The sequence below is a fragment of the Chitinophaga cymbidii genome, from assembly GCF_007992715.1.
Classification (GTDB): Bacteria; Bacteroidota; Bacteroidia; order Chitinophagales; family Chitinophagaceae; genus Chitinophaga; species Chitinophaga cymbidii.
The window spans coordinates 595,847-619,247 of the sequence record NZ_BKAU01000004.1 but is presented as its reverse complement, the minus strand read 5'-3'; the positions used below and the strand labels follow the sequence as shown (position 1 = coordinate 619,247).

The following is a 23,401-nucleotide window of genomic DNA, read 5'->3' as shown; positions in this document are numbered from 1 at the left end:
GCATCAAAATTAACAGAATAACCGGGTTTTTCACAGGTGGGGGTTGCCGTTCATCATTTTGTGTTAACGGGGTCAGTGAGGCGGTATATTTCATGGATCGCGTATAAAGGCAAGTTGGTCATCCATTCTTCCCGGCGGAAGTCAGACATAGATGTTCTGATTGCCAATTCCGGCTGGTATTTCTGGCAGAAAACTTTCAGGCTTTTAGCCTGCAGATTCTCTTCGGCTTTTACTTCAACCGGAACAATACGGCCAGCGATCTGCAGCAGAAAATCTATTTCGGAGCGCGCATTTTCAGGAGACCAATAATAAACCACCCCTTCATTTTGTGTAACCAGTTGCTGCAAGACGTACTGCTCTGTTAAAGCTCCTTTGAATTCTTCAAATACAATATTTCCTTCCAGCAATGTTCTGACATCCAGTTCAGCCATTGCAGCCAATAATCCGACATCCAGCATAAACAATTTGAATGCGCCAAAATCCTCATAAGCCTTCAGCGGTATTGCCGGTTTTTTGATGTTATTCACTTTATGGACCAGGCCGCAATCGATCAACCAGGATAATGCCAGCTCATAATCTTTTGCCCGTGCCCCCTGACGGATCGCTCCATAGATAAATTTCCGGTTCTCTTTTGACAATTGGGCCGGAATTGAATTCCAAAGCATCCTTATACGTGGAACTATATCATGCGGGGCATGCTTTGAAAAATCCTGTTCGTAGGCAATTAATATTCGTTGCTGAATTGCTCTCACCTCACCGAAGTCCCTGTTTTGAACAAAAGTGGATATTACTTCAGGCATGCCTCCAATATAGTAATATAGCTTCAACAGCTCAATATACTTCGACTTGAAACTAGTCACAAGCTGCCAGTCATGGCTTTTTAACAGATCAACCAGGGGTTTCTCATTCAGCGCTTCCAGGAATTCAGTAAAACTGAACGGATAAAGATCAAGGAAAGCTACTTTCCCAACAGGAAAAGATACATGACTGTTAAGCGCTACGCCCAACAGTGACCCTGCAGATATTATGTGATATTCGGGAGCATTTTCCTGAAAATATTTTAAAGCTGTTAATGCATTGGGGGCTTCCTGAATTTCGTCAAAGATGATCAATGTGTTTTCCGGATCTACGTTCACGCCCGTTTCAATCTGAATACCAGTGAGAATTCTCGTTATATCAAAATCTCCCGCAAATAACGATTTAAGTACCGCGCTGCTTTCAAAATTCAAATAAGCGTATTGTTGATACTCCTTTCGGCCAAATTCTCTCATCAGCCAGGTTTTCCCCACCTGCCTTGCACCTCTGATTATCAGCGGCTTACGATTTTTTGATTTTTTCCACTTTAGTAAATGTGCGATATTATCACGCTTCATAAAGCAAAAATACATAAAAATGTACGACTTTTTGAAGTATATCACATTTTTATGTACGACTTTATGTAAAATTTCACATTTTTATGTACGACTTTCATAATCCTTCCCCTCCAGCCAGCTCTTGAAATCCCCCACCCGCTCCCGGCTGATGATCACATCGCCTTCGATCGCGGGCTGCAACTGAAGGATCAGCCGGCTGTTGTAGTACGTGGTGATCTTGCGGATCGCGTCCAGTTGAATAATGAACTGGCGGTTGATGCGGAAGAAGAGGTTTTTGTCGAGCAGCCGCTCGATCTGGTCTAAAGAGTAATCCAGGGGGATGCGCTGGTTGGCGGTGGTGGTAGCGTAGGTAATGCCTTTTACGAACTGCAGGTACGCAATGTCGCGCGCTTTTACGTATACGAGCTGGTTATTGATCTTACCGATGAAACGGGTGCTGTTGCGGCGCAGGAACTCGTCCGCGATCCGGGAGATGTCAATGCCCGGCGTAGCGGGTACCGGGCGGAATTGTTCGTATTTGTTCAGCGCCCGGCGCAGCTCTTTCAGCTCGATGGGCTTCAGCAGATAATCGATGCTGTTCACTTTGAAAGCCTGCAGCGCGAAGTTGTCATAAGCCGTTGTGAAGATGACCGGCGTGGTGATCTTTGCCTGGTCGAACAATTCAAAACAATTGCCGTCTGACAGCTGGATGTCCATCAGGATGAGGTCTGCCGTATGCTGTTCCTTCAACCATTTGATGCCGTCCGCCACCGAACTGATAACAGCGGTCACTTCAATGTCCATATCACATTGCTTCAGCAGCCTGACCAGCCGCTCGCAGTTATGTATCTCGTCTTCAAAAATTGCAATCCTCATGGCGCAGTGATGATCGGTATTTTTACGATAAAATAATCAACGGATTCCAGTATTTCAATGGAGCTGTTGCTGGCCAGCTCATAACGTTTACGGATATTGTCCAGCCCTATGCCCGGCGACATTTCACGGAGGGCCTTTGTTTTCAGCGGATTGGAGATCAGCAGGAACCCGTCTTCACTTTTTATGGTGATCTTTAATGGGTCATTCGAAGAAAAGCGGTTGTGCTTGATGGCGTTCTCTACCAGCATTTGCAGCGTGGCCGGCGGGATCATGCCTTTTTCCTTCACCTTCTCTTCTATCTCTTCGGAAAAGACGATGCTGTTCTGATGGCGGATGCTGATAAGAAAAAGGTAGGATTCCAGGAAGTCCAGCTCCGTTTGTATGCTCACCAGGTTCTCGAATTTCTTGTCGAGGATATACCGATAGATCTTGGCGAGCTGCGTGATATATTCCGCTGAAAGGTCCGCGCTTTTGTAAACGAGGTTGGTGAGCACGCTCAGCGAATTAAAGAAAAAATGCGGCTCTATCTGGTTGCGGAGCGCATCATATTTTGCCTGTATGTTTTCCCGCATCAGCCTTTCCGTCTGCACCTGGTATTCCTTCCATCTTTTGTAATACAGGATGATGCCGTTGAAACATACGGCGATGATGTAAAACATGAAGATGCCGAATATCATATCATAGCTAAACGCTGTAAAATGCTTCCAGGCTTCGTATTCATTATACAGCCAGATATCGGTGACCGAGTATACGAAAGCAAATAGAAATGCGGTGAATGCGCCGTACACCAGCAGCACGCAGCAGATGATGAGCAAACGGACAAATACGCTGGCATGCGCGGATATCTTTTCCACAATGCGCGTCAGCCAGGTGGCGCCTTCCCAGACCAGCAGGCCCAGCAGCACGAAATAAAGGCTGAAAATGTGCGAACGGAAAGTGTAATTGCCTACGTCGTTGATAAATGAAAGGTCGAAGGACTTGAAGATCAAACTGAAAATGTACAGAATGAGTATCCTGGACAAGTAACGGAACCAGCGGCTCTCGGGTAACTTTATCAGGAATTCGTTGCTTTCCGCGCTTGCTTGTTCTTCGTTCATCAATAATAATTATGCTCTTTAAACCATTGCAATGCCTTGCGTACCGCCTCCTCGGCGGGGGTGTAGCAGATGGACAATTCCGTTTCCGCTTTCCTGCCGGAGTAATAGTTGTCCAGGCAAAGCATGTAAGCGGTAGAGGGGTTCAGTTTTCCCGGCGATCCCGTCACCCATTTCCTGATCCCGCCGGCAAAGCCGGCCAGCTTCAGCAAGAATCCCGGAATGCGGATCAGCCATCGCGGCCTGTTTTCCAGTCTGTCCACCAGCCCGAAGAACTCCTGGTAGCTGAGGTTCTGCCCTGCCAGCAGGTAGCAATTCCCCGTTTCGCCTTTGTGCAGGGCGTTGATAATGCCCTGGCACACATCATGAATATAAACGAAATTTTTTCCGCCCGGCGGATAAAACAGGATTTTTTTGTGCAGCCCGTACAGCAGCAGCTTGCCCGAGCTGGGCTTTACATCATTCGGCCCGATCATGAAAGTGGGATTGACGATCACGGCCGGCAGCTGCCTGCGCTCCACCTGCTCCAGCACATATTGCTGCGCGAGGTATTTGGTATTGATGTAACCCGAATTGGCATGGAACAGCGTAAACCCGTTCAGCTCCGTTCCCGGCTTCTCTTTACTGCCCGGCCCGATGGTGTTGGCGGTGCTCACATGCACCAGCCGCTCCACGCCGTAAGCGAGGCAGGCGTTTACGATGTGCTGCGTGCCGGTGAAGTTGACCCGCTCGTATTCTTCGTAGGCAATGGCCCACTGCTCCGTGACAGAAGCGGCATGGATCACGAGGCGGCATCCGTCTACGGCCTGCAATACATCTTCTTCCCGGTCGATATGCCCGCGGAAGATCTCGCAGGGAATGTCCGCAATGCCTTTGATGTCCGCATTGGGGCGGATCAACACCCGCACGTCGTAGCCAAGGCGGTACAATTCGCGGGTGAGGTTGGAGCCGAGAAATCCGTTGCCGCCGGTCACCAGCACTTTATTGCGTTCAGGCATATTGTATTTCTTTTTTGACTTCCCGGGATACGATCCTGAGCTTCATACCCAAAGGTAACAGGTTCATCAGTAAATGGTTGATCCTGTTCATCAGCCCGGGAATGATCACCGGATCATGCAGCAATGTTCTCCGCAGTGCGATGGCTGCCAGCTCGGGGGTAGACAGCAGGCCCATCTTGCCTTTGAGGCCCTGACTGATGATGCGCCGGGTGGTGTTGGAATTGGTCATAATGGGACCGGGATATACCACGCTGACGGAAAGGCCCGTGCCGGCGAATTCCTCGCGGAGGCCCAGTGAAAAGGAGGATATAAAGGCTTTGGATGCGGGATATACCGTTTTGTAAGCGATAGGCGTGAAAGCCGCCATGCTGGAAATGTTCATGATATAGCTCTTCGGATTTTTCAGCAGGTGCGGGATCAGCAGGCGGGTGATCAATGCCGTGCTCCGCACGTTCAGCTGGATGATCTGGTCGATGCGCTCCAATGAAGTATCCATGATGGCGGAAGTGCCGCCCATACCGGCGTTATTGATGAGAAAGTCCACGTTAAAGTGCGTCATGATGTGCTCCACATGTGATTGCAGTGCCAGGCTGTCCGTCAGATCAAATTCGAATACTTCCGCTTTGATGCCGAATTCCGCCGCGAGGTTCCGCGCAATGGACGCACAGTTGCCGCCCGGCAGGGCGATCAGGATCAGGTTCCTGCCAAGCGCGGCGCACTGGATCGCAAACTCCTTTCCCAGCCCGGAGCTGGCGCCGGTGATCAGTGTATAAGTTGCTGTATGCATATTATTTCCCCTCCCGGGATTTGAACATCGTTCCAAAAACAAGATCCCACAACGTAGAGCTGACGCCGAAACCGCGTTCTTCATCCTTATAATGATGCAGATGATGATTGCGCCACAGCGGCTTCATCCATTTGAACGGTGGCGCCCAGGCATGAATAGCGTAATGCATGCTGCCGTAAGCGAGGTAGCCGGTAATGAATCCCGGAAAAAAGACAAAAGCGTGATCGCCCATCAGCAAATAGAACAGACTGAACAGCACCGCTGCAATGATAATGCTCGGCACCGGCGGCATGAAGAGCCGCTGTTTGTCCCGCGGAAACTCATGATGATTGCCATGCAGCACATATGTAAAACGGCGGATGGACGGACGTTCGCTCACCCAGTGGAAAAGGTAGCGGTGAGCGATGTATTCAAAAAAGCTCCAGAACAGCACCGCCCCGAAAAATGTCAGCAGTATACGCAGCAACGAAAAATGCAACGCTGTGTAGCTGAAATAAAGCATATACCCGATAAGGGGCAGATAGATACAGAAGATCACCAGCGGGTGTGTTTTGGTCAGCACTTCCAGGAATTTGCTCCTGAAAAGCGAGGCCTGCCCCTTGTTATGGATTTTTTCCGGTTTCATGCCTGCAATATTGGCATATGCGGGTGGGATTCCGCGAAATTTCCGTTGAGTTGCAGGATTTGGGGGTTGAGTTGTAAAAAAAGGATGAAAAATGCATTCAACAAAAATGTAATTTGCTCAGATAACCCACATCTCCCTAAACCAATAAGTCAAATAACATGAAAATCAAATTCCTTTGCCTCATTTTCATTCCACTTTTGTTGTGCATACATGCTGCTGATGCGCAATCGTATATTAATAACCAACTGGATACAGTACAGCCTGCCAACTTTAGAATTTTCGGGGAAGGCCGCGCCACCAGGTTTCGTACAACCGCAGGCTCCAGTGCTGCCGGCATAGGACATATTAGCCTGCTATCTACGGATAGCACCCCTACAGGCCTCCGTTGGAACATCGGTCTTTTTGGTGTGGAAGGCACCGGAAACAGCGGCTCAGATTTCACCATATGGGGGTATAATAATACCGGAAACTATCTGTACTCAGCATTTACCATTCAGCGGTCAAATAGTTATGTCGGAATAGGAACCGCTGCGCCTACCTCAAAACTACATGTTAATGGCGTACAGGGTGCTGTTATCGGAAAATTTACCCAATCGAACATACCGACCTCCGATGGCTATCTGAATATCCAAAACGGAACCTCTGCTTCCGGCTATTTTATTCCCACTATTATGGGAAGAGCCTATGTGCCCGGAAAGCCTTCGGGGCTATATCTCATTGGAGAGGCGGATGACTTTGTTCCAGTGGGATCTGACACTAGCTATGCGGCTGTAATGGTTGATGGAAGGACTAAAACGGGAACGAGACCGGCTAACAATAATATCTTTGCTGTCAATACGGTGGGCAAAAACCTCCTGATGGTAAAGGCCGATGGATCGGTCGGCATCGGAACTTCTGACACCAAGGGCTACAGGCTTGCCGTTAATGGCAGCGGGATTTTTACAAAAGTGAAAGTCAAATCCTATAGTAACTGGCCTGATTATGTTTTCGATGAAAAATTTACACTGCCATCATTGGAAGAAGTCAACCAATACATCAGGAAAAATAAACATCTCCCGGATATGCCTGCAGCATCGGAAGTAGAAAGAGAGGGCATCGATCTGGGTGAAATAAACAGAAGGCTTGTGCAAAAAGTTGAAGAACAAATGTTGTACATCATCCAGATGAATGAGGACATGCAACAATTAAAAGAAAGGATCAAATCGCTGGAAAACCGGTCTAAATAAAAGGAGGGGCTATCCTGTTTTTGCAGTGCCCCTCCTTGTCATTTAGTACCTCAATATACCATCAACTTCGATGAATGTTTCTCATTCACCGTCACGATATACACTCCCGCAGGCAGCTTCCTGTCCAGTTCCACAACACTCCCGCTGATGCGTTTGTAAAACACCGTTTTACCGGACATATCGGTGATCCTTACACGTACATCCTTCGTCACCGGGTCTGTGAAACGGATATAGAAGGTGGCGCCGTTCACGGGATTCGGGAACACTTTGAATACCGGCGGTTGCGGCTGCAAAGGTTCCTTCAGCTGCTCTGAATTGCTGTTCCTCATCAGCAGCGGCATTGGGGTGCCGAGCGCGAATTTCAGGCGACTGATATCAATGATGCGGTCGGAGTTCCAGCTTTTATACCAGCAATAGAACCGCACTTTTGCGGGCTTGTCCGTATGCGCGGCCGTGTCCAGCGCGGCAACGGTCACGGGTGGGAAATCAGCGTAGGTAACCGTTGCGCTGTCGCCGGACATGTTGATGCTGAACGGTTGCGCCACGGAATAAATCGGCTTCATCACATCATTATGACCATTGATGATGATCTTGTTGTTGGCGTACAGGCGCGTGTCTTTGGACCTGTATTTCATGTTCCAGAAGAAACGTACGATCACCCTGCCCTGATCGTCCAGCACTTCCATGAAGCTGCCGCCGTTACCATCCGGGCCCAGTTTAAGCGAATCTTCATTCGGATAGTTCCGTTCATAATTCAGGTCGCCGGACAATTCCCACGCGGCGCTGCTGACCTCTCCGAGGTCACGGTCAACCGTCGCGACGGTATTCGCTATTTTGGACCGGAACCGGATATACACATCGCGGTCCTTCGTTGCATATGTCTTGATATTGGTCTTTACAGACCAGTATTTCGTGTATTGGTCTGTGTAGTCTTCCGGAACCGGATCTCTCCTCCACCCATACATGCTATCCTCCATAATACTCCTGAACGGCAGATTTTCCAGCAGGTCGTAACCGCCAGAATAATCAGGCGCCGGAGCCGGGTATAGCCTGCTGTAAGGCACTTCCGCTTTTGGCTGGCTGCTGCTGCTCCATAACAGCGAGGCAACCGCACCGCCGCCGTCCTGCATGATTTCCAGGCGTACGGGATAACGCTGTCCTGCCGCGAGGATCAGGCTATCTTTAAACTCACCGGGACCAGTGGTATCGATCAGCATTTTGTCGTTTACCCATAACCGTACTCTTTTATTGGCATTGGCGTACAAGGTGTATAATTCAGAGTACTGCGGCACGATGTAGCCCGTCCAGCTCACGGAGAAATCGGTGGTATCGGCGAGGTCCGTATCTGCCAGGTCCATATGCACGGTGCTGTCGATGCGGTGCTTTGCCAGCCGCATGTTGTTGAGATCGGTGCCGTTGTAGTAGGATGCCAACAGGCCATTGCCCGTCATGGAAAAGCTGACGGGTACTTCCTGTTCCTGCACGGTGCTCAGCCCCGTCACCCGCCAGCGGTGGATGCCGCCGCTGAGCTTCAGCCCCTCATCATTGTGATAGAGGTAAGCCGTGTCGCCCATCCGGATCATGTTGGCACTGAAGGCATTGCCCGCCATTTCCGCGGGAGCCAGTTTCCCGGCAACTTCCGGGCCTGTGATCCCGAATTGCCCTACGAAAAGGCCATCGTCATACACGTGGTTCCATTTGTTGGTCTGGCTGTTTTTCCAGAATTCGCCGTGATATCCCCAAAAGATATGTCGGTCTACCGCCATGGCGGAAACGCCGGAATACTGTACACCGTTGCCGATGTCATAAGCTCCGTCCGGCGGGAACGGGCCATTGTAATCTTTTGTTGTGCTGGGCGCCACACGCCACAGCCAGGTGCTGTCTCCCACCCTGACGCCGCCGAGGTGATAATTGTCAAACCCCGCATGCGCGCCGGCGCCATCGAAAGAGAGCACGATGCCGGAGGAGGTCACCTCACCGGGTCTTAATCTGTTTGCATCTCCCCAATAGCCGGGGTCGGACGCGGTGGCGGGTTGCGTTTTGGCGACCGTTGTAAATGCCCCCCATTGCGGGTTGTTGGCGCCATCAAATCCCGTCAGTTCGCGTTTAGACCATACTGTAGGCTGGTTCAGGAAAAGGCGGGTCACTTTCCGCAACGATCCATCAGGATAAAGATGGGTATTATCCACCTCCACCAGCGTATTGGTAAACCGCAGATTGCCGGAAGCCGGAAGCTCCACCACCTCCCATTTCGTAGTGCCCAATTTGCGCAACAGGGCGTAGGTGCGGCCATTGCTCAGGGTGTTCACGTTCCGCAGGATGTTGTATTGATTTGCATAGGCCGCGGGCACATTGTATCCCCAGTTTTTCACCAGCTTCCAGGAACCGTTGTTCCGGGCGAGCGGTTTGCTGTAGTCGATCTCGTATTCCCGGAACGCGCCGAATACGCGCGTGGGATTATTGTAATCCACAAAGCAGCTATAGAAATTGGGCTGGTACAGGATGTTGTCGATGAAAGTCCGGTCGGCCGCATAATGCTGTACGCGGCAGTTTCCGGGATCTCCCACCCAGAAAGAGCCATCGGCCTCAAAAGCGATGAAAGTATTCATGGTACTGCGTACGTCCCGGAAATAAAACTTGTCGTTCGTAACATCCGGACCGTTCACGTAACCGCCCGCGAGGCCGTACGTCCAGCTGGCGGCGCCGGTAAGGTTGCTGTAGGCTTTCAGCTGCTGGCTGGTGGAATCACCGTCCGCCGCCACGATCAGCTGGTTGTCGGGCGAAACGCCAAGTGCGAGCGGTTTGATAACGCCGGAGACGGTAACGCCGGTAGACGTGAGGATGCCGCTCGTGTCCACGGAAAATTGTTCGATCGTTCCGCTGCCGCCGGAAGTATGTGCCATCCAGAGATGATTGGCCGTATCGGTGGCGAGTACGCCCGGCGCGGTGTAGGAAAGCGTTTGCAGCAGCTGACCGGTGGTTTTATCCAATACATGCAGGGCATTCAGCTGACCGTGCGAAACGAAGAGGAACTTACCGGTGGGCTGCACCGCCATGCCGGTGATGATGGAATTTTCATTTTTCACCGTGTCGATGCAGCTTTTGTACAGCTTTCCGCGTGCGGCGTCTACGGGGCTTCCGTATACCGGGAAGGTCACTTCCTGGTCGTCGCTCGTTCTTGTAGCGAAGATGAAATACAGCGTCTTGTTGAACGGATCATTACCCGCCCAGTACACATTGGTGCTGTCGCTGGCCACGAAGGTGGTCTGCTGGCCGGTGTTCTCACCAGGCGGCTGAATCTGAATCCCGGCGCGTGGCGTGTTCAGGTTGAACTTGACCTGGCTGGGCGTGCCTTCAGAATAGCCCTTGGCAATGTAGGCGTACTGCCCGGCGACGGCCATGGTGATGATCGGCGCGTATCCGCCCTGCACGGAAGCGCCGGTGTCCGCATCGGAGTTATTGCCGATGGTGCCCTCCCATGCGTATTGCACGTTGTTGCTGAGCACCCGCACTTTGTAATTTCCGTCAGCCGCCAGCGTTCCTTCGTCGGTAGTACCGTCCCAGGTGGCGGTATGCGTGCCGGAGGAATAGGTAATGCCGCTCCAGAGGGTTTTGACCAGCACACTGTCTTCCGTGTATACGCCGGCGCTGGTGCGGAGCGTGCTGCCGAGGGTGAAGGAAAAGCTGACCGCGGGATTGGGCAGGGAATCCCGGATCATGGCTTTTGCCGCTCCGGTGAATAATAATACGAGTGCTGTTAAGATAAGGGCGCAACGCGGGAAGGCCCTTCCCTGATTTTGGTCCATAGGGTAATTTTAAATTGGGTAAACAATTTTTTGTATCGGGGCAAATGTAGAAAAACAGAAATCCCGGCGCTGATGCCAGGATTTCAAATTGGTATGCTATGATTGCAATTTTATCGGAGGGGCTCTTCGGAATAGCTCAGTACGGCGTTGCCGGAGCTGGTGCGGCCGGTTTCGGGGATGGTTATGTGGATGTGCCTCAGGACGTTGCGTTTGAACAGCACCGATTTTTCATTCAGGACAACGGTATCACCAGCAGGTTTTATCCAGCTGATCTTGACAGGCAATGAAAACCAACCGTGATTTCCGAAATCATATGAGTGAATAAAATCTTTGCTTCCTATATTTTCCGGTGTAAAGATCTTAGGCGGCAAGGACGTATTGCTAAACTCGGCAACCAGTTTTCCGGTGCTAAATCCGGTAGCACTGAACCTCATCCCAAATGCCTTCCTTCTCAGAGCCAGCGTAATTGATGCCGGCAGCAACGAAGCATCGATCGCCGTATCTCCTTTGTATGCATCTATTTCCGGGGTCCCGCTTTGGGGTAAATGCCTGGTGGAATCCTCCGGATCAAAAGCAAAATAATACATTGAATCTGTCATAGGATGTCCTGGGGAGGCGTCCATTCTGTTAGTTATCGTACTGTAAAAAGGAGAACCATAATATTGAATATCGTCCTTCCAGGTGTAATATATCCCGGTGCCTGTCCCTCGTTTCACCGCGATCACTGTGATAGTAAACTGGCCGCTTGCAGGTAAATCCAGTACTATCGAATCAGGGTTATTAAATAATCCCCTGGTGACAGTGTGGGAATACGGTGTTCCACTGTAAACCATCACCGCGTATAATGTGCTATCTCTCAATTCCCGCGCGTTGCCGGAAATATTGCCTGCCCAACGGCCATGAGGCAGTGGAGATTCAGCAATGAGCATATCCCCCGTCAACCGTAACCTGATCGTTGAAAAAGGCGTACCGGCAGCGGGTGCAGCATCTTTGGCCTTCCGACAGGAAACTGAACAAGTTATCGCCAACAATATCAGCAGCAGTGATCTCTTCATCCTTCAATTATTTAAAATTCTTCTGTTTCTATCTTAACCCACTCTGATTCGATGATGACCGGGTCCAGAATAGTTCCTTCATCAGGGCCGGGAATCGTTACATGAATGGTGGTGAGAATGTTCCGCTTGAAATAAACCGGCTTCTCTCCCAACGGCACCATCGTGCCATCCGCCTTTTCCCAGGTTATCCTGACATTCAGTAAACGGCTATAAGTATCCTCCTGACCGATAAAAGAGTGTAAAGTATAAATGAAATGCCCACCCATATTCTCCGGCGTTACAGTTTTAGGGAGCATAGCACCGTTGCCGATAAATTCCGCATGTAGTTTACCTTCCGTAAAATTATCGGCACTAAGCTGTACACCAAACGCCATTCTTTTCATTTCCAGCGTAACGACCGAAGGAGTTCCGTTAACAGCAACTACCTTTCTGCCATGGTAACCATCTACTTCAGCAATGAATTTTAACGGAAGGGATTTCGTTGAATCCTGCGGATCAAAAAGCTGCATAGAGTATAAGGAATCACGCATCTGGATGCGGTTAGGACCGTACATGCTGTTTGTCAGCGAAGAATTAATAGGTTCACCATAATAAGGAACCCCATCCTTCCATTCATAATACAAACCAGGCCCTGAACCACGCTTAAAAGCGATTACGCTGATATCGTATTCTCCCTCCGGCAGGTCAACCATTATGGAATCTCTATTATTAAACAATCCAGAGGAAAAACGGCCATAACTGTTTGCAAAACTCACGATCACGCCATACAACGTACTATCCCTCAACCCCTTCGCATACTGCTGCGCATCCTCCGCCTTCCGTCCATTTGGTAAGGGCGATTCAGACGAAAAAATATCTCCTGACAACCGGATGCGGGTGCTTACCGTTTCGCCCGTAACCGGTGGTTCCGGCGGATTCGGGGCGGGCTTATCTTTCTTGTTACAGGAAACGGCTAACGTGATGGCAAGGGTCAGCAGCAGCAATGTTGATCTCATCCGGGTATTGGGTTTGTTGAAAACACAGTTTTTACTTTTGAATCCTGTCATCCTTCGATTGTTAAAATGTAACTGTTTCCGTACCTGACCATTCTGATTCGGTAATGATGGGGTCCAGGATAATTCCGCCGCTGGTACCAGGAATCGTTACATGGATCGTAGTCAGCACATTCCGCTTGAACTTGATCTCTTTCTCACCCAAAGCCACCGTGCTGCCATCCGGCTTTTCCCATGACATTACTACGGTAACAGGCCAACGTAATGTATCGGCGTATTTGAAATCGCCCGCGGTATAAATGAAATATTTGTCATTGATATTCTCCGGCGTCACTTGCTGCACGGCCATATATCCACCCGAAAATCCCGCATGGAGCTTGCCTTCGGAAAAGTTTGCCGCGTCGAACTTAATACCGAAGACCATTCTTTTCACGGGCAGCTCAATGATCGTCGGGGCGCCGGTAGCGGTAACATCTATCGCACCGCGGTACACATCTGCTTCGGTGTATTCCCTCGCCGGGATGGTCTTCGTTGAATCCAGCGGATCAAAAAGCTGAAAGCTGCTGAGGGTATCCATGATTGTGTTAAAATGCTCCGTGATCGGGCCGCTGGTATCCATCCGGTTCCTGAGAGTTGTATAAATAGGCCAGCCAAAATATTGCTCCCCTGCCTGCCACTCATAGAAAAATCCTGAGCCGGTTCCCCTTCTATAGGCATAAGCAATAATCCTGAACTGTCCTTCCACGGGCAGGTCAATGACGATCGAATCAGTATTGTTAAACAATCCTCGTGAGATCGTCGTGTTGAAATACTGGCCGGTTTTCACCATGATTCCATACAGCGTGCTATCCCTCAACTCCTTCGCATACTGCGGCGCATCATTCACCTTCCGCCCGTTAGGCAAAGGCGATTCAGACGAAAAAATGTCTCCGGACAAGCGGATGCGGGTACGCACCGTTTCGCCTGCCACCGGCGGCTCAAGGGGATCGGGTTTCGGTTTATCTTTCTTTTTGCAGGAAACAGCTAACGTGGTGGCAAGGGTCAGCAGCAGCAATGTTGATCTCATCTGGTATCGGGTTTGTTAAAAACTGCCGCCAAAATAAACAAAAACATCGCTGTTACATAATAAATTTTTATCATGTTTATTATAAATGAAAATAATTTATCCGGAATTAAAATATGTAGCCGCTTAAAACACGGCTACATACCTTACTTATAATCCCCATTCTGATCCAGGTTGGGATTTTTATCCAGCTCTTCCTGGGGGATGGGGAACAGTGAGCGCGTTTTCCCGTCATTTTTAGGTCGATGATTGAACCAGGTCTTCCGGGAGAATACCCCGAAGCGTATCATGTCCATCCGCCGGTGCCCTTCCGCGGCAAACTCCCAGCCCAGCTCGTCAAAGAAGCGGCCATACTGGATGTCTGCCCCGCCTTCCGGGTCCGCCACGGTGCCGTTGGGCTGCCAGTAACCGTATTCGTATATGCTACCCTGTTGCAGCTGTGCACCGGTGACGGTCGCTTTTGCGGCATTGGTGGTGGCAAAGGCGCGCTGCCGCACTTCGGTTACCAGGAGGGCCGCGTCATTTGCCAATCCTTTGCGCAGCAGGCATTCTGCTTTCATCATCAGTACATCCGCATACCGGAAGATGGGATAATCGTTGCTGAGCCCGCCGCTGGCGCCGGGCTTGATCTCGTATTTGCCAATGCGGTAGCCGTCGAAAAAGCCTGTTTCTTCAATGCTCGGCACGTTCTTCGTATAGGTCAGTATCAGCGCGCCGGTAGTTACGCTGTACTGCGGCCCCATGATCCAGGTATCTTTCAGGCGCGTATCGTCCGGATCATAGGTGTTGATGAACTGAGGCACCGCGCAGTTACCGCCCCACATGGGTGCAGCCAGGTTCAGCACATTGATGTGCGCGGTGGCCAGCGTTTTACGGTGGATGGAATTCTGCGTGGCAAATACCTCATCATAAGGCACGGCAAAAATGATCTCCTTGGAATTTTCGTTATTGGTGAGGAAGCTGGTCTTGTAATTTGCTTCCAGGATGTACTTGTTGCTGCCAATGATGTCGTCGCAGGCGGCGATGCATTTGTCCCACTGCGGCGTGCCGGTATATACCTGCGCGTTCAGGTAGTGACGGGCAAGGACGGCTTTAGCCGTCCATTTGTTGAGGCGGCCGTAAGTAGCTTTGGAAACCTCGGTGCTGAGCAGCTCCATATTATCCAGCAGCTCCTTTTCCACAAAATCGTATACCTGTTGCCGTGTGCTCTGCATCGGCAGCTCCGCGTTGTTAAAATCCGATACGATGGGCACATTGCCATGCGTATCCACCAGCACGGAATAATAAAAGGCCCGCACCGCTTTCAGCTCCGCGATCACATTTTCCTTGCCGCTGGTAACGGGAATGGTACCGGCTTCTATCTGGGAAATAATGCGGTTCACATTATTGATGCCGGCGAAGCAGTTGTTCCACAGGTTCTGCGGTTGCCACTGGTTCGATGGCCATTCATGCCAGTGCATGCGCTGATAGGTGCCCGCATCGTACCAGCCATTGGGGCGCTCCGGCGTTACGATCGCATCGGCGGATTCTTCCTGGAGGTCAAAGTTGCCCTGCCAGCCGATGTACAGGTTGCGCATCACCGTATATGCCGGTGCTATGACGGACGGCAGGTCATTTTCCGTGGCTTCGAAAGATGTTTCGAGTACCTGGTCGTACACATCCTCTTCCAGGTTGGTGCAGCCGCAGAACAGGATCGTCAGTGCCGCAGTTAAATATATCGTTCTCATATCGGATCTGTTTTCAGATTAAAATGTAAAATTGATACCCAGTGTGAAGGTGCGTGTAGTCGGATATTTGTCCCTGGAATCATTGCCGGGGTCCAGGCCCAGGCGGTTCACCTCCGGGTCGATGCCCTTGTAGCCGGTGATCACCAGCAGGTTTAACGCGGACGCATACACTCTTGCCTGTTTGAGGTACGAGGCCGCGCCGAGGTCCAGGTTATACCCCAGCGTCACATTGTCCACCTTCCAGTGATCGCCGTCCTCGATGTAATAGGAAACGTATGCCAGCGGGTTATCCAGCTGCCGTTTGCCGTATACGTTGTGGAAAGCGGTCTTCAGCATGTTATACTGTTTGATGGTGGGGTTTTCGTAATAGAGGCGCTGGAAGTTGAGTATCTGGTAATCGAACTGCCCGCGCATGTTAACGGACAGGTCCAGGCGCTTATAACGGAATGCCAGGTTCCAGCCGGCGGTGTGTTTCGGAATGCCGTTGCCGAGCACTTTTCGGTCATTCGGCTGCGCCTCGCCGATGGGCTTCGGCTTGCCGTCTTCTCCTTCAATGATCCATTTACCATTTTCATCGATGTCGATGGATTTATAGCCGTAGAAATCACCGATGGGCTGCCCCACTTGCACGCGGTGCGTCGTCAGCTGAATAGGCTCGCCCGTGTGACCGGCAAAGAAGAAATCGTTGGTGGTCTTGTACAGATCGTTGGAAATGGACAACAGGGTATTCTTGTTGTACGACCAGGTGATATTGCTCGTCAGCCCGAAATCTTTCGTACGGATGATATCATAATTCAGCAGCACCTCCACCCCGCGGTTCCTCATCCTGCCCGCATTGGCGATCGTAGAGCCGAAAAGGTTAGGCGGCACCGGCACGGGGAAATTATACAGCATGTCGCGCGTATCCCGCTGGTACAAGTCAATGCTGCCGTTGATCCTGCTTTTCCATAGCGCGAAATCCAGCCCCGCGTTATATTCCTCTTTCTTTTCCCAGCGAAGGTCCGGGTTGGGGTTCCTTACCGGCACCAGCGGCTGCACCCAGGTGCCGTTGTACAGGAAGCGGCTGGCGCCGTCGTAGTTCAGGCTGATCAGCGAAAGGTAAGGATCGGTGGGCACGGTGCCTGTAACGCCAAAGCCTGCACGGAGTTTCATATCATTGACGAACCCGCTGCCCGCCAGGAAAGATTCCTTGCTGATGCGCCACCCCGCCGAGATAGCGGGGAATGTGCCCCATTTATAGTTACGCCCGAACTTGGAAGAGCCTTCGTGGCGGACGGACAACATGAGCAGATAACGGTCGTCCCACGCATAGTTCAGCCTTCCGAAGAAACCGGCCAGCTTGTGGTTGTTCTTGTAGCTGGACATGCCCGAGCCTACCTCGCCCTGTGTTTGCAGCCGGAGCTGGTCGCCGGACTGCAACCGGTTATAGGTATACAGCTCGGTGGGAAAATCGGAGTTGTACATGGAAAAGCCTTCGAACGTCACGTCCTGGTAGCTGTAACCGCCCAATACCGTGAACTTGTGCCGTTGCACGGACCGTGAATAATCGCCCGTAAGCTCCATCATATTATCGCGGACGATGGACGTACCGCGGGAAGCATACCCTTTCCGGCGGCTCGTTTCGGACGCCTTGTGGTCAAAGGTCTCGAAATAGCCCGTTACGCTGGAAGATTTAACAGAAGACAACAGCAGCTTGATGTTCAGATCACGGACAGGCGTAAAGACCACGTTACCGTTATACCGCGTTTCGCTCACGCGGCTTTCGCCATCCACTTCATAAATGGGGCGGACGGGGTTATCATAAAAGTAACCATTGGGATCTTCCTTCCATTTACCGGCATAGTCGTACACGCTGTCCGTCGGGTTGCGGATAATAGCCTGCCGGTAGATGTACGCATAGTTCGGCGCGGAGAAATAAACGCGGTTGCGGGCGATCACGTTGAGGTTCATTTTGAGCTTGCCGTCCAGCATCGAGTGATTGATGTCCGCACGCCCCGTCAGCTGCTCGTTTTTCGAACGTTTAAAAAGCCCTTCCCATTGCCGGTAGTTGATCGTCGCCACATAGTTGGTTTGCCCGTTCCCGCCTTGCAGGGACAGGTTATGCGTGTGGCTGACGGGCGTGTGCGTGATCTCTTTCAGCCAGTCCGTGGAAGTGCCATAATCATATTTCTCATCCGCCGTCGGCACAAAAAAGCCCTCCCGGATCAGCCTGCGGTAGTCTTCCGCATCGAGGAATTCCATTTTACGGGCAATGGTCTGAACGCTCACATACCCGTCGTAGTTGATGGTTGCGGGCCGCGCGCTTTTTTTCCGGGTGGTGATCAGCACAACGCCGTTCGTTCCCCGCGTGCCGTAGATCGCTGCGGCGGAGCCATCCTTCAGCACGTCCACCGATTCGATGTCTTCCGGCGGCACGGTATTCAATGCGCCGGGGATGCCGTCAATCAATACCAGCGGCTCTGTGGTAGACATCAACGTGCTGTTTCCCCGCAGCGATATCTGCGTGGTGGCGTTGGGATCGCCGCTGCTGGTCACTACAGCAAGACCCGCTACTTTCCCTTGTATCAGCTGGCCCGCGTCACGCGCGTATCCTTTCACAAAATCATCCCGCTTCACGCTGGCCACGGCGCTGGTCACATCACCCTTGCGCTGTTTGCCGTAACCGATCACCACTACCTCATCCAGGCTGGAAGAAGAAGTTTCGAGCGTAATAAGCAGGCTGCTGCGGTTCCCAACGGTTATCTCCTGCGTGGCATAACCGGTGAAGGAAATCACCAGCACGCTTGCACTGCCCGGCACGTCCAGCCGGAAGTGTCCTTTTGCATCTGTAACGGCGCCTGTTTGTGTATCTTTGACACGAACAGATACGCCCGGTAGCGGATCACCGCTGACCTTGTCGGTAACAGTGCCGGAAACGGTAATGGCGGGAGCCGCGCCATATAAACATGTGGAGATCATTAGCAGGCACAGGATGCCTGTCTGCCTTATGAAACGTATCATAAGCAAGTAGTTTTTTCGGGTGAGAAAATGGGATATTCAGCGATTCAGAGATCAGTTATTTCCAGGCAGCGACTATCAGCATTGATAATCCTATCAACGGTTTACATTCATTAATAACCATCAAATAAACACTTAAAATTACAGGGATAATCAACGGTGGTAGTTACCGTTTTTGATGAATATTGATCGGATTTTAGCAGGATAAAAGGCGCGCGCCTATTCCGCAACGATCTCGAAAGCCGCATTCAACACAAGCACAGTGCCGGTTTGCAGTCCTTTGATCTTGCCGGTGCGGCCCTTCTGCACGAGATCGGCCAGCTGTTTGTCCGTCAGCTTTTTACCACCGGCCTCAAAGGGGATTTTAAAGCCGCAGGCGGAAAAGTTGGCGCAGCCCCAGGCCGTGTTGCCCTTCTTGAGTGGATGGGCTTTGCATTTGGGGCAGGTTAGCGAACCGGGATCGAAGGGCTGTTTGTGAGTCTTGGGATCAACAGGCTTCCGAGGAGAGGTGGAGTCTGTAGGCTGCTGCGGAGATGCGGAGCCTTTCTTCTTCCGCGGCTTCTCCTCCACCGGCGGCGCTTCCGGCGCAACGGCGATCGCTTTGTATGAGGCGGTTTTCACTTCCCGTGTAAGGTCTATCACCATCTGCACCAGCTCCTGCTTGAACGTTTCCATCGCATACTCCCCTTTTTCTATCAACCGCAATTTACGTTCCCACTGCCCGGTCAGCTCGGGGCTTTTCAGTAATTCCGACTGTATGGTATCGATCAGGTCCATGCCGGTTTGTGTGGCGAAGATGTTCTTTTTCTTCTTCTCGATGTATTTCCTGCGGAACAGGGTTTCAATGATATTGGCGCGTGTGGATGGCCGCCCGATGCCGTTGTCTTTCAGCAATTCCCGCATTTCCTCGTCTTCCACCTGCTTGCCCGCGGTTTCCATGGCGCGCAGCAAAGTGGCTTCAGTAAAGGGCTTGGGCGGAGTGGTCTTGCCCTGGTGGATGCGCGGTTCATGTGGACCGCTTTCCCCTGCTTCAAATACAGGCAGTATCTTTTCTTCCTCCTCTCCTTCTTTTTTCGCGCTGGTATCGTTCTCATATACCAGCTTCCAGCCCGGTTCCAGTATCTGCTTGCCGGTCACTTTAAAAGGCACCTGCCCTACTTTCCCGAGCACCGTAGTGTTCGCGATCTTACATTCCGGGTAGAACGCGGCAATGAAGCGGCGCGCCACCAGGTCGTAAATTCTTTTTTCATCCAGGTGCAGCTGCTCCGGGTACATGCCGGTGGGGATGATGGCGTGGTGGTCCGTCACCTTCTTGTCGTCGAACACGGATTTCAGCTTGGGAATGGGCTTCTCGAGCACCGGGGCCGTCAGCGGGGCGTAAGGCGTAAGATCGCGGAGAATGCCTTCTATTTTGGGATGCAGGTCTTCGGAGAGGTAGGTGGTATCTACCCGCGGGTAGGTGACCAGCTTTTTTTCGTAGAGGTTTTGAATATGCCGCAGCGTTTCATCCGCCGTATAGCCGTACTTTTTATTGGCCTCCACCTGCAGGGCGGTGAGATCGAACAGGCGGGGATTGCCTTCCTTGCCTTCCTTTCTTTCAAATGAGGTCACTTCGAAAGGATGCTCCTTCAGGTAAGCCAGTCCTTTTGCAGCGCGGTCCTGTATTTTGATCCGGTCGATAGATGCGGTGAACTCCACATCACGGTAGACCGTTTTCAGCTCCCAGTATTCTTCCGATACAAAGGCGTTGATCTCTTTCTGCCGCGCCACGATCATCGCGAGCGTGGGCGTTTGCACCCGGCCGATGGACAACACCGTCTTGCCCTGCGCGAATTTCTTGGTGAACAAACGGGTGGCGTTCATCCCCAGCAGCCAGTCGCCGATAGCGCGCGCGCTGCCCGCCGCATAAAGATTATCGTATTGCGCCGCGTCTTTCAGGTGCGCGAACCCATCCCGGATGGCCTCTTCGGTGAGCGACGATATCCAGAGCCGCTTCACCGGCGCGGTGCATTTCGCCTTCAGCAGCACCCAGCGCTGGATCAGCTCGCCTTCCTGCCCCGCGTCACCGCAGTTGATTACTTCCTCGCTCTGCTGCACCAGTCCTTCTATAACGGCAAACTGCTTCAGCGCGCCGGCGTTGTCGATCAGCTTGATGCCGAAGCTGGCCGGGATCATCGGCAGGTCTTCCAGCCGCCAGAAACGCCATTGCTCCGTATAGTCGTGCGGCTCTTTCAGGGTGCAGAAATGGCCGAAGGTCCAGGTAACCTGGTAGCCATTCCCCTCCCAATAGCCATCCTTGCGCTGCCGCGCACCGATCACTTCAGCGATATCCTTTGCCACGCTGGGTTTTTCAGCTATACAGACTTTCATACGAGGAAGCAAAGGTCGGATAATTTGGGGAAATCCCTTTACTTTGCAGATCGATGTCGCTATTCATTACATCACTTAACTCGGGCAGTAACGGAAACTGTTATTACATCGGCAATGAGGAGGAAGCTGTTCTTGTTGACGCGGGTATTTCCTGCCGGGAAACGGAGCGCCGCATGCACCGCATCGGGTTGAGCATGCAAAAGGTGAAAGCGATATTCGTATCACATGAGCATACCGATCACATTCGCGGCATTCCCGTTCTTTCCAAAAAATACCGCCTGCCGGTGTACATTACAGACGGCACGTTGAGCTATAGCGGCATGCAATTGCAACAGGTCCTGCCCTTCCGGGCGTTCGAACCGGTAACTATCGGGCAGCTCAACATCACCGCTTTTCCCAAACACCATGACGCCTCCGACCCGCACAGCTTCATCATCCGCTGCAATCATACGGATACAAGGATCGGCGTGTTTACAGACATCGGCCTGCCCTGCGAACAGCTCGTTCATCACTTCCGGCTGTGCCACGCCGCTTTTTTAGAAACGAATTACGATGAAACGATGCTGGAACAGGGCCGCTACCCATACTTCCTGAAGAACCGCATCCGCGGCGGGAAAGGCCATCTTTCCAACACCCAGGCGCTGGAACTGTTCAAGGCGCACCGCCCACCGCACATGAGCCATCTGCTGCTCTCCCATTTGTCGAAAGACAATAATTCGCCGGACCTGGTGCATTCGCTGTTCACGCAGCATGCCAACGGCACGCAGATCGTGGTGGCCTCCCGCTATGAGGCCACGCAGGTGTTTCATATTAATACGCTGCCGGGAAATAATCCACATCCGCAAAGCCAGCTCCGTTTGTTCTGACAGCATTATTCATAACCGTTTTGGGGGAGGCCGGCTTTGGCAGCTTCCATCAGCCGCCGTTGCGTCGCACACTTGTACGGTGGAGGAAAATTTCGGCAACCGCCTTTCTGATAAAAACGCAAAAAAATTTCACTGCTTAACGGGAACGTTCATACGAACATTCTCCAGCACAATATCTTTCGTATCCGTTTCCTCTTTCCCGATCGTGGTGTTGAAAACACTGTTCCTGATGCGGATGTTGCTTACCGGCATTTCCGGCAGCCCCCGGATGAAGATCGCTTTATTGGCGCCGTTGCACACGATGTTGTCAAACTCCATATCCCGGAATACCGGCGTTCCTTCGTTGACCACCGGCCGCTCATCCCGCTCGCTGTCCGTCGCGAATTTCACGAAGTAGTACAGGTCAAAGAACACCGCTTCCTGCACAATGTCTTTCATGAAAATGTTCCTGGCATAGATCTTCTCCACCACGCCGCCGCGCCCGCGGGTGGACTTGAAGCGCAGCCCCTTGTCGGTACCCATGAAAGTGCAGTCATGCACGAAGAGGTTCCTTGCGCCGCCGCTCATCTCGCTGCCGATCACAAAGCCGCCGTGGCCCTTGTAAACAACGTTATGCCGGATGACGCCGTTTTCCGTGGGCCTGCCGCGTTTCCGGCCTTCTTCGTCCTTTCCGGATTTGATGCAGATAGCGTCATCACCAACATCAAACGTGCAGCCTTCCACCAGGAAGTTGCGGCAGGATTCAATATCCAGCCCGTCACCATTCTGCGCGTACGCGGGGTTCTTCACCAGGAGGTTGCGCAGGGTAAGGTCCTCACACATCAAAGGATGAAGGCACCAAGCGGCAGAGTTCTGAAAGGTCACGCCTTCCAGCAACACCTTTTTGCAGTTGTTAAATACCAGCAGGTTCGGGCGCAGGAAGTCCTTCATCACCGCGTAATCTTTTAACGGTTTGCCCGGCGTCAGCAACATGCTCATATTCTCTTCTTTGGCGGCACGGTATTGCTCACTCGGGTACCATTCCTTTCCATCCTTACGAACAACTCCACCCGAGGCCACTTTCTTTTTCCATTCGCTTTCTGTCAGTTCGCCTTTACCTACCGCCCGCCACACTTCACCGTTCCCGTCGATCACGCCACTACCGGTAATGGCTATATTTTGCAGGTTGTTCCCCCAGATGGGTGACTGGTTGCGGGCGGCGGACCGGCCTTCGTAAACGCCTTCCACCAGCGGGTACTGATCTTTATCCGGCGTGAACAGCAGCGTGGCTGCCCGCCGGAGATGCAGGTTCACATTGCTTTTCATTTCTACCGGTCCCGTCATCCAGAGGCCCGCGGGCACCAGCACCACGCCGCCGCCTTTGCGGCTGCATGCCGCGATCGCGTTGTTGATCGCTTCCGTATTCAGCGTAACGCCGTCCGGCACCGCGCCGTAATTACGGATGTTGAGCGTATCCTTCCTGAAAACGGGCTGCTTTGCTGTGGGCAGGTTCTTCCAGGAGTACTGGGCAAAGCCGGTTACAGTCAGCAGCATGCCTGCAACCACTAAAATTCCTGTTTTATTCATC

The 23,401-nt window shown here is 51.9% G+C and carries 16 protein-coding genes; 2 read left to right on the top strand and 14 right to left on the bottom strand.

Annotated elements, in window-relative coordinates:
- Window positions 1-53 precede the first annotated feature (53 nt).
- From CCY01nite_RS18720 to CCY01nite_RS18695, 6 genes are all read right to left on the bottom strand, one after another.
- Window positions 54-1,373, bottom strand: a complete 1,320-nt coding sequence (locus tag CCY01nite_RS18720) for an ATP-binding protein (RefSeq protein ID WP_146864989.1) — start codon at window positions 1,371-1,373, stop codon at window positions 54-56.
- A gap of 81 nt (window positions 1,374-1,454) precedes the next feature.
- Window positions 1,455-2,228 carry a LytR/AlgR family response regulator transcription factor gene (locus tag CCY01nite_RS18715; RefSeq protein WP_146864987.1) on the bottom strand — a complete coding sequence of 258 codons (774 nt, stop codon included), beginning with the start codon at window positions 2,226-2,228 and terminating at the stop codon, window positions 1,455-1,457.
- A complete protein-coding gene (locus CCY01nite_RS18710; RefSeq protein WP_146864985.1) occupies window positions 2,225-3,325 on the bottom strand; it encodes a sensor histidine kinase in 1,101 nt (366 codons plus the stop codon). Before CCY01nite_RS18710 ends, CCY01nite_RS18715 begins: the two co-directional genes overlap by 4 nt.
- Window positions 3,325-4,320, bottom strand: a complete 996-nt coding sequence (locus CCY01nite_RS18705) for an NAD-dependent epimerase/dehydratase family protein (protein ID WP_146864983.1) — start codon at window positions 4,318-4,320, stop codon at window positions 3,325-3,327. The genes CCY01nite_RS18710 and CCY01nite_RS18705 overlap by 1 nt, the downstream gene beginning before the upstream one ends.
- Entirely contained in the window at window positions 4,313-5,107 is a 795-nt protein-coding gene (locus CCY01nite_RS18700) for an SDR family NAD(P)-dependent oxidoreductase (protein WP_146864981.1), read from the bottom strand. Before CCY01nite_RS18700 ends, CCY01nite_RS18705 begins: the two co-directional genes overlap by 8 nt.
- Window position 5,108: 1 nt before the next feature.
- Complete coding sequence (locus CCY01nite_RS18695) at window positions 5,109-5,732, bottom strand: sterol desaturase family protein (protein WP_146864979.1); 624 nt, start codon at window positions 5,730-5,732, stop codon at window positions 5,109-5,111.
- 158 nt (window positions 5,733-5,890) lie between these two features.
- On the opposite strand from CCY01nite_RS18695, the gene CCY01nite_RS18690 reads away from it, so the two are divergent.
- Window positions 5,891-6,958 carry a hypothetical protein gene (locus CCY01nite_RS18690; protein ID WP_146864977.1) on the top strand — a complete coding sequence of 356 codons (1,068 nt, stop codon included), beginning with the start codon at window positions 5,891-5,893 and terminating at the stop codon, window positions 6,956-6,958.
- Between the two features lie 50 nt (window positions 6,959-7,008).
- Here CCY01nite_RS18690 and CCY01nite_RS18685 read toward each other — a convergent pair whose 3' ends face one another.
- The 7 genes from CCY01nite_RS18685 to CCY01nite_RS18655 form a co-directional block, all read right to left on the bottom strand.
- Window positions 7,009-10,764: a PA14 domain-containing protein gene (locus CCY01nite_RS18685; protein ID WP_146864975.1), complete on the bottom strand. Its 3,756-nt coding sequence runs from the start codon at window positions 10,762-10,764 to the stop codon at window positions 7,009-7,011.
- 110 nt (window positions 10,765-10,874) lie between these two features.
- Window positions 10,875-11,819 (bottom strand): hypothetical protein, encoded by a 945-nt coding sequence (locus tag CCY01nite_RS18680; protein ID WP_146864973.1) that lies wholly within the window; start codon window positions 11,817-11,819, stop codon window positions 10,875-10,877.
- An 11-nt stretch (window positions 11,820-11,830) separates the two neighbouring features.
- Window positions 11,831-12,865, bottom strand: a complete 1,035-nt coding sequence (locus CCY01nite_RS18675; RefSeq protein WP_146864971.1) for a hypothetical protein — start codon at window positions 12,863-12,865, stop codon at window positions 11,831-11,833.
- 10 nt (window positions 12,866-12,875) lie between these two features.
- Complete coding sequence (locus CCY01nite_RS18670; protein WP_146864969.1) at window positions 12,876-13,877, bottom strand: hypothetical protein; 1,002 nt, start codon at window positions 13,875-13,877, stop codon at window positions 12,876-12,878.
- A gap of 143 nt (window positions 13,878-14,020) precedes the next feature.
- The gene (locus CCY01nite_RS18665; protein ID WP_146864967.1) at window positions 14,021-15,601 is read right to left on the bottom strand and encodes a RagB/SusD family nutrient uptake outer membrane protein; all 1,581 of its coding nucleotides are present in this window, start codon (window positions 15,599-15,601) and stop codon (window positions 14,021-14,023) included.
- An 18-nt stretch (window positions 15,602-15,619) separates the two neighbouring features.
- Entirely contained in the window at window positions 15,620-18,601 is a 2,982-nt protein-coding gene (locus CCY01nite_RS18660; protein ID WP_146864965.1) for a SusC/RagA family TonB-linked outer membrane protein, read from the bottom strand.
- Window positions 18,602-18,817: 216 nt separating this feature from the next.
- Entirely contained in the window at window positions 18,818-20,938 is a 2,121-nt protein-coding gene (locus tag CCY01nite_RS18655) for a type IA DNA topoisomerase (protein WP_246129976.1), read from the bottom strand.
- 83 nt (window positions 20,939-21,021) lie between these two features.
- Between CCY01nite_RS18655 and CCY01nite_RS18650 the strand changes: the two genes are divergently transcribed.
- A complete protein-coding gene (locus CCY01nite_RS18650) occupies window positions 21,022-21,834 on the top strand; it encodes an MBL fold metallo-hydrolase (protein WP_146864961.1) in 813 nt (270 codons plus the stop codon).
- A 129-nt stretch (window positions 21,835-21,963) separates the two neighbouring features.
- On the opposite strand, the gene CCY01nite_RS18645 is transcribed toward CCY01nite_RS18650, so the two are convergent.
- Window positions 21,964-23,400, bottom strand: coding sequence for a glycoside hydrolase family 28 protein (locus tag CCY01nite_RS18645; protein ID WP_146864959.1), 1,437 nt, complete (start codon window positions 23,398-23,400; stop codon window positions 21,964-21,966).
- Between the last annotated feature and the right edge of the window lies 1 nt (window position 23,401).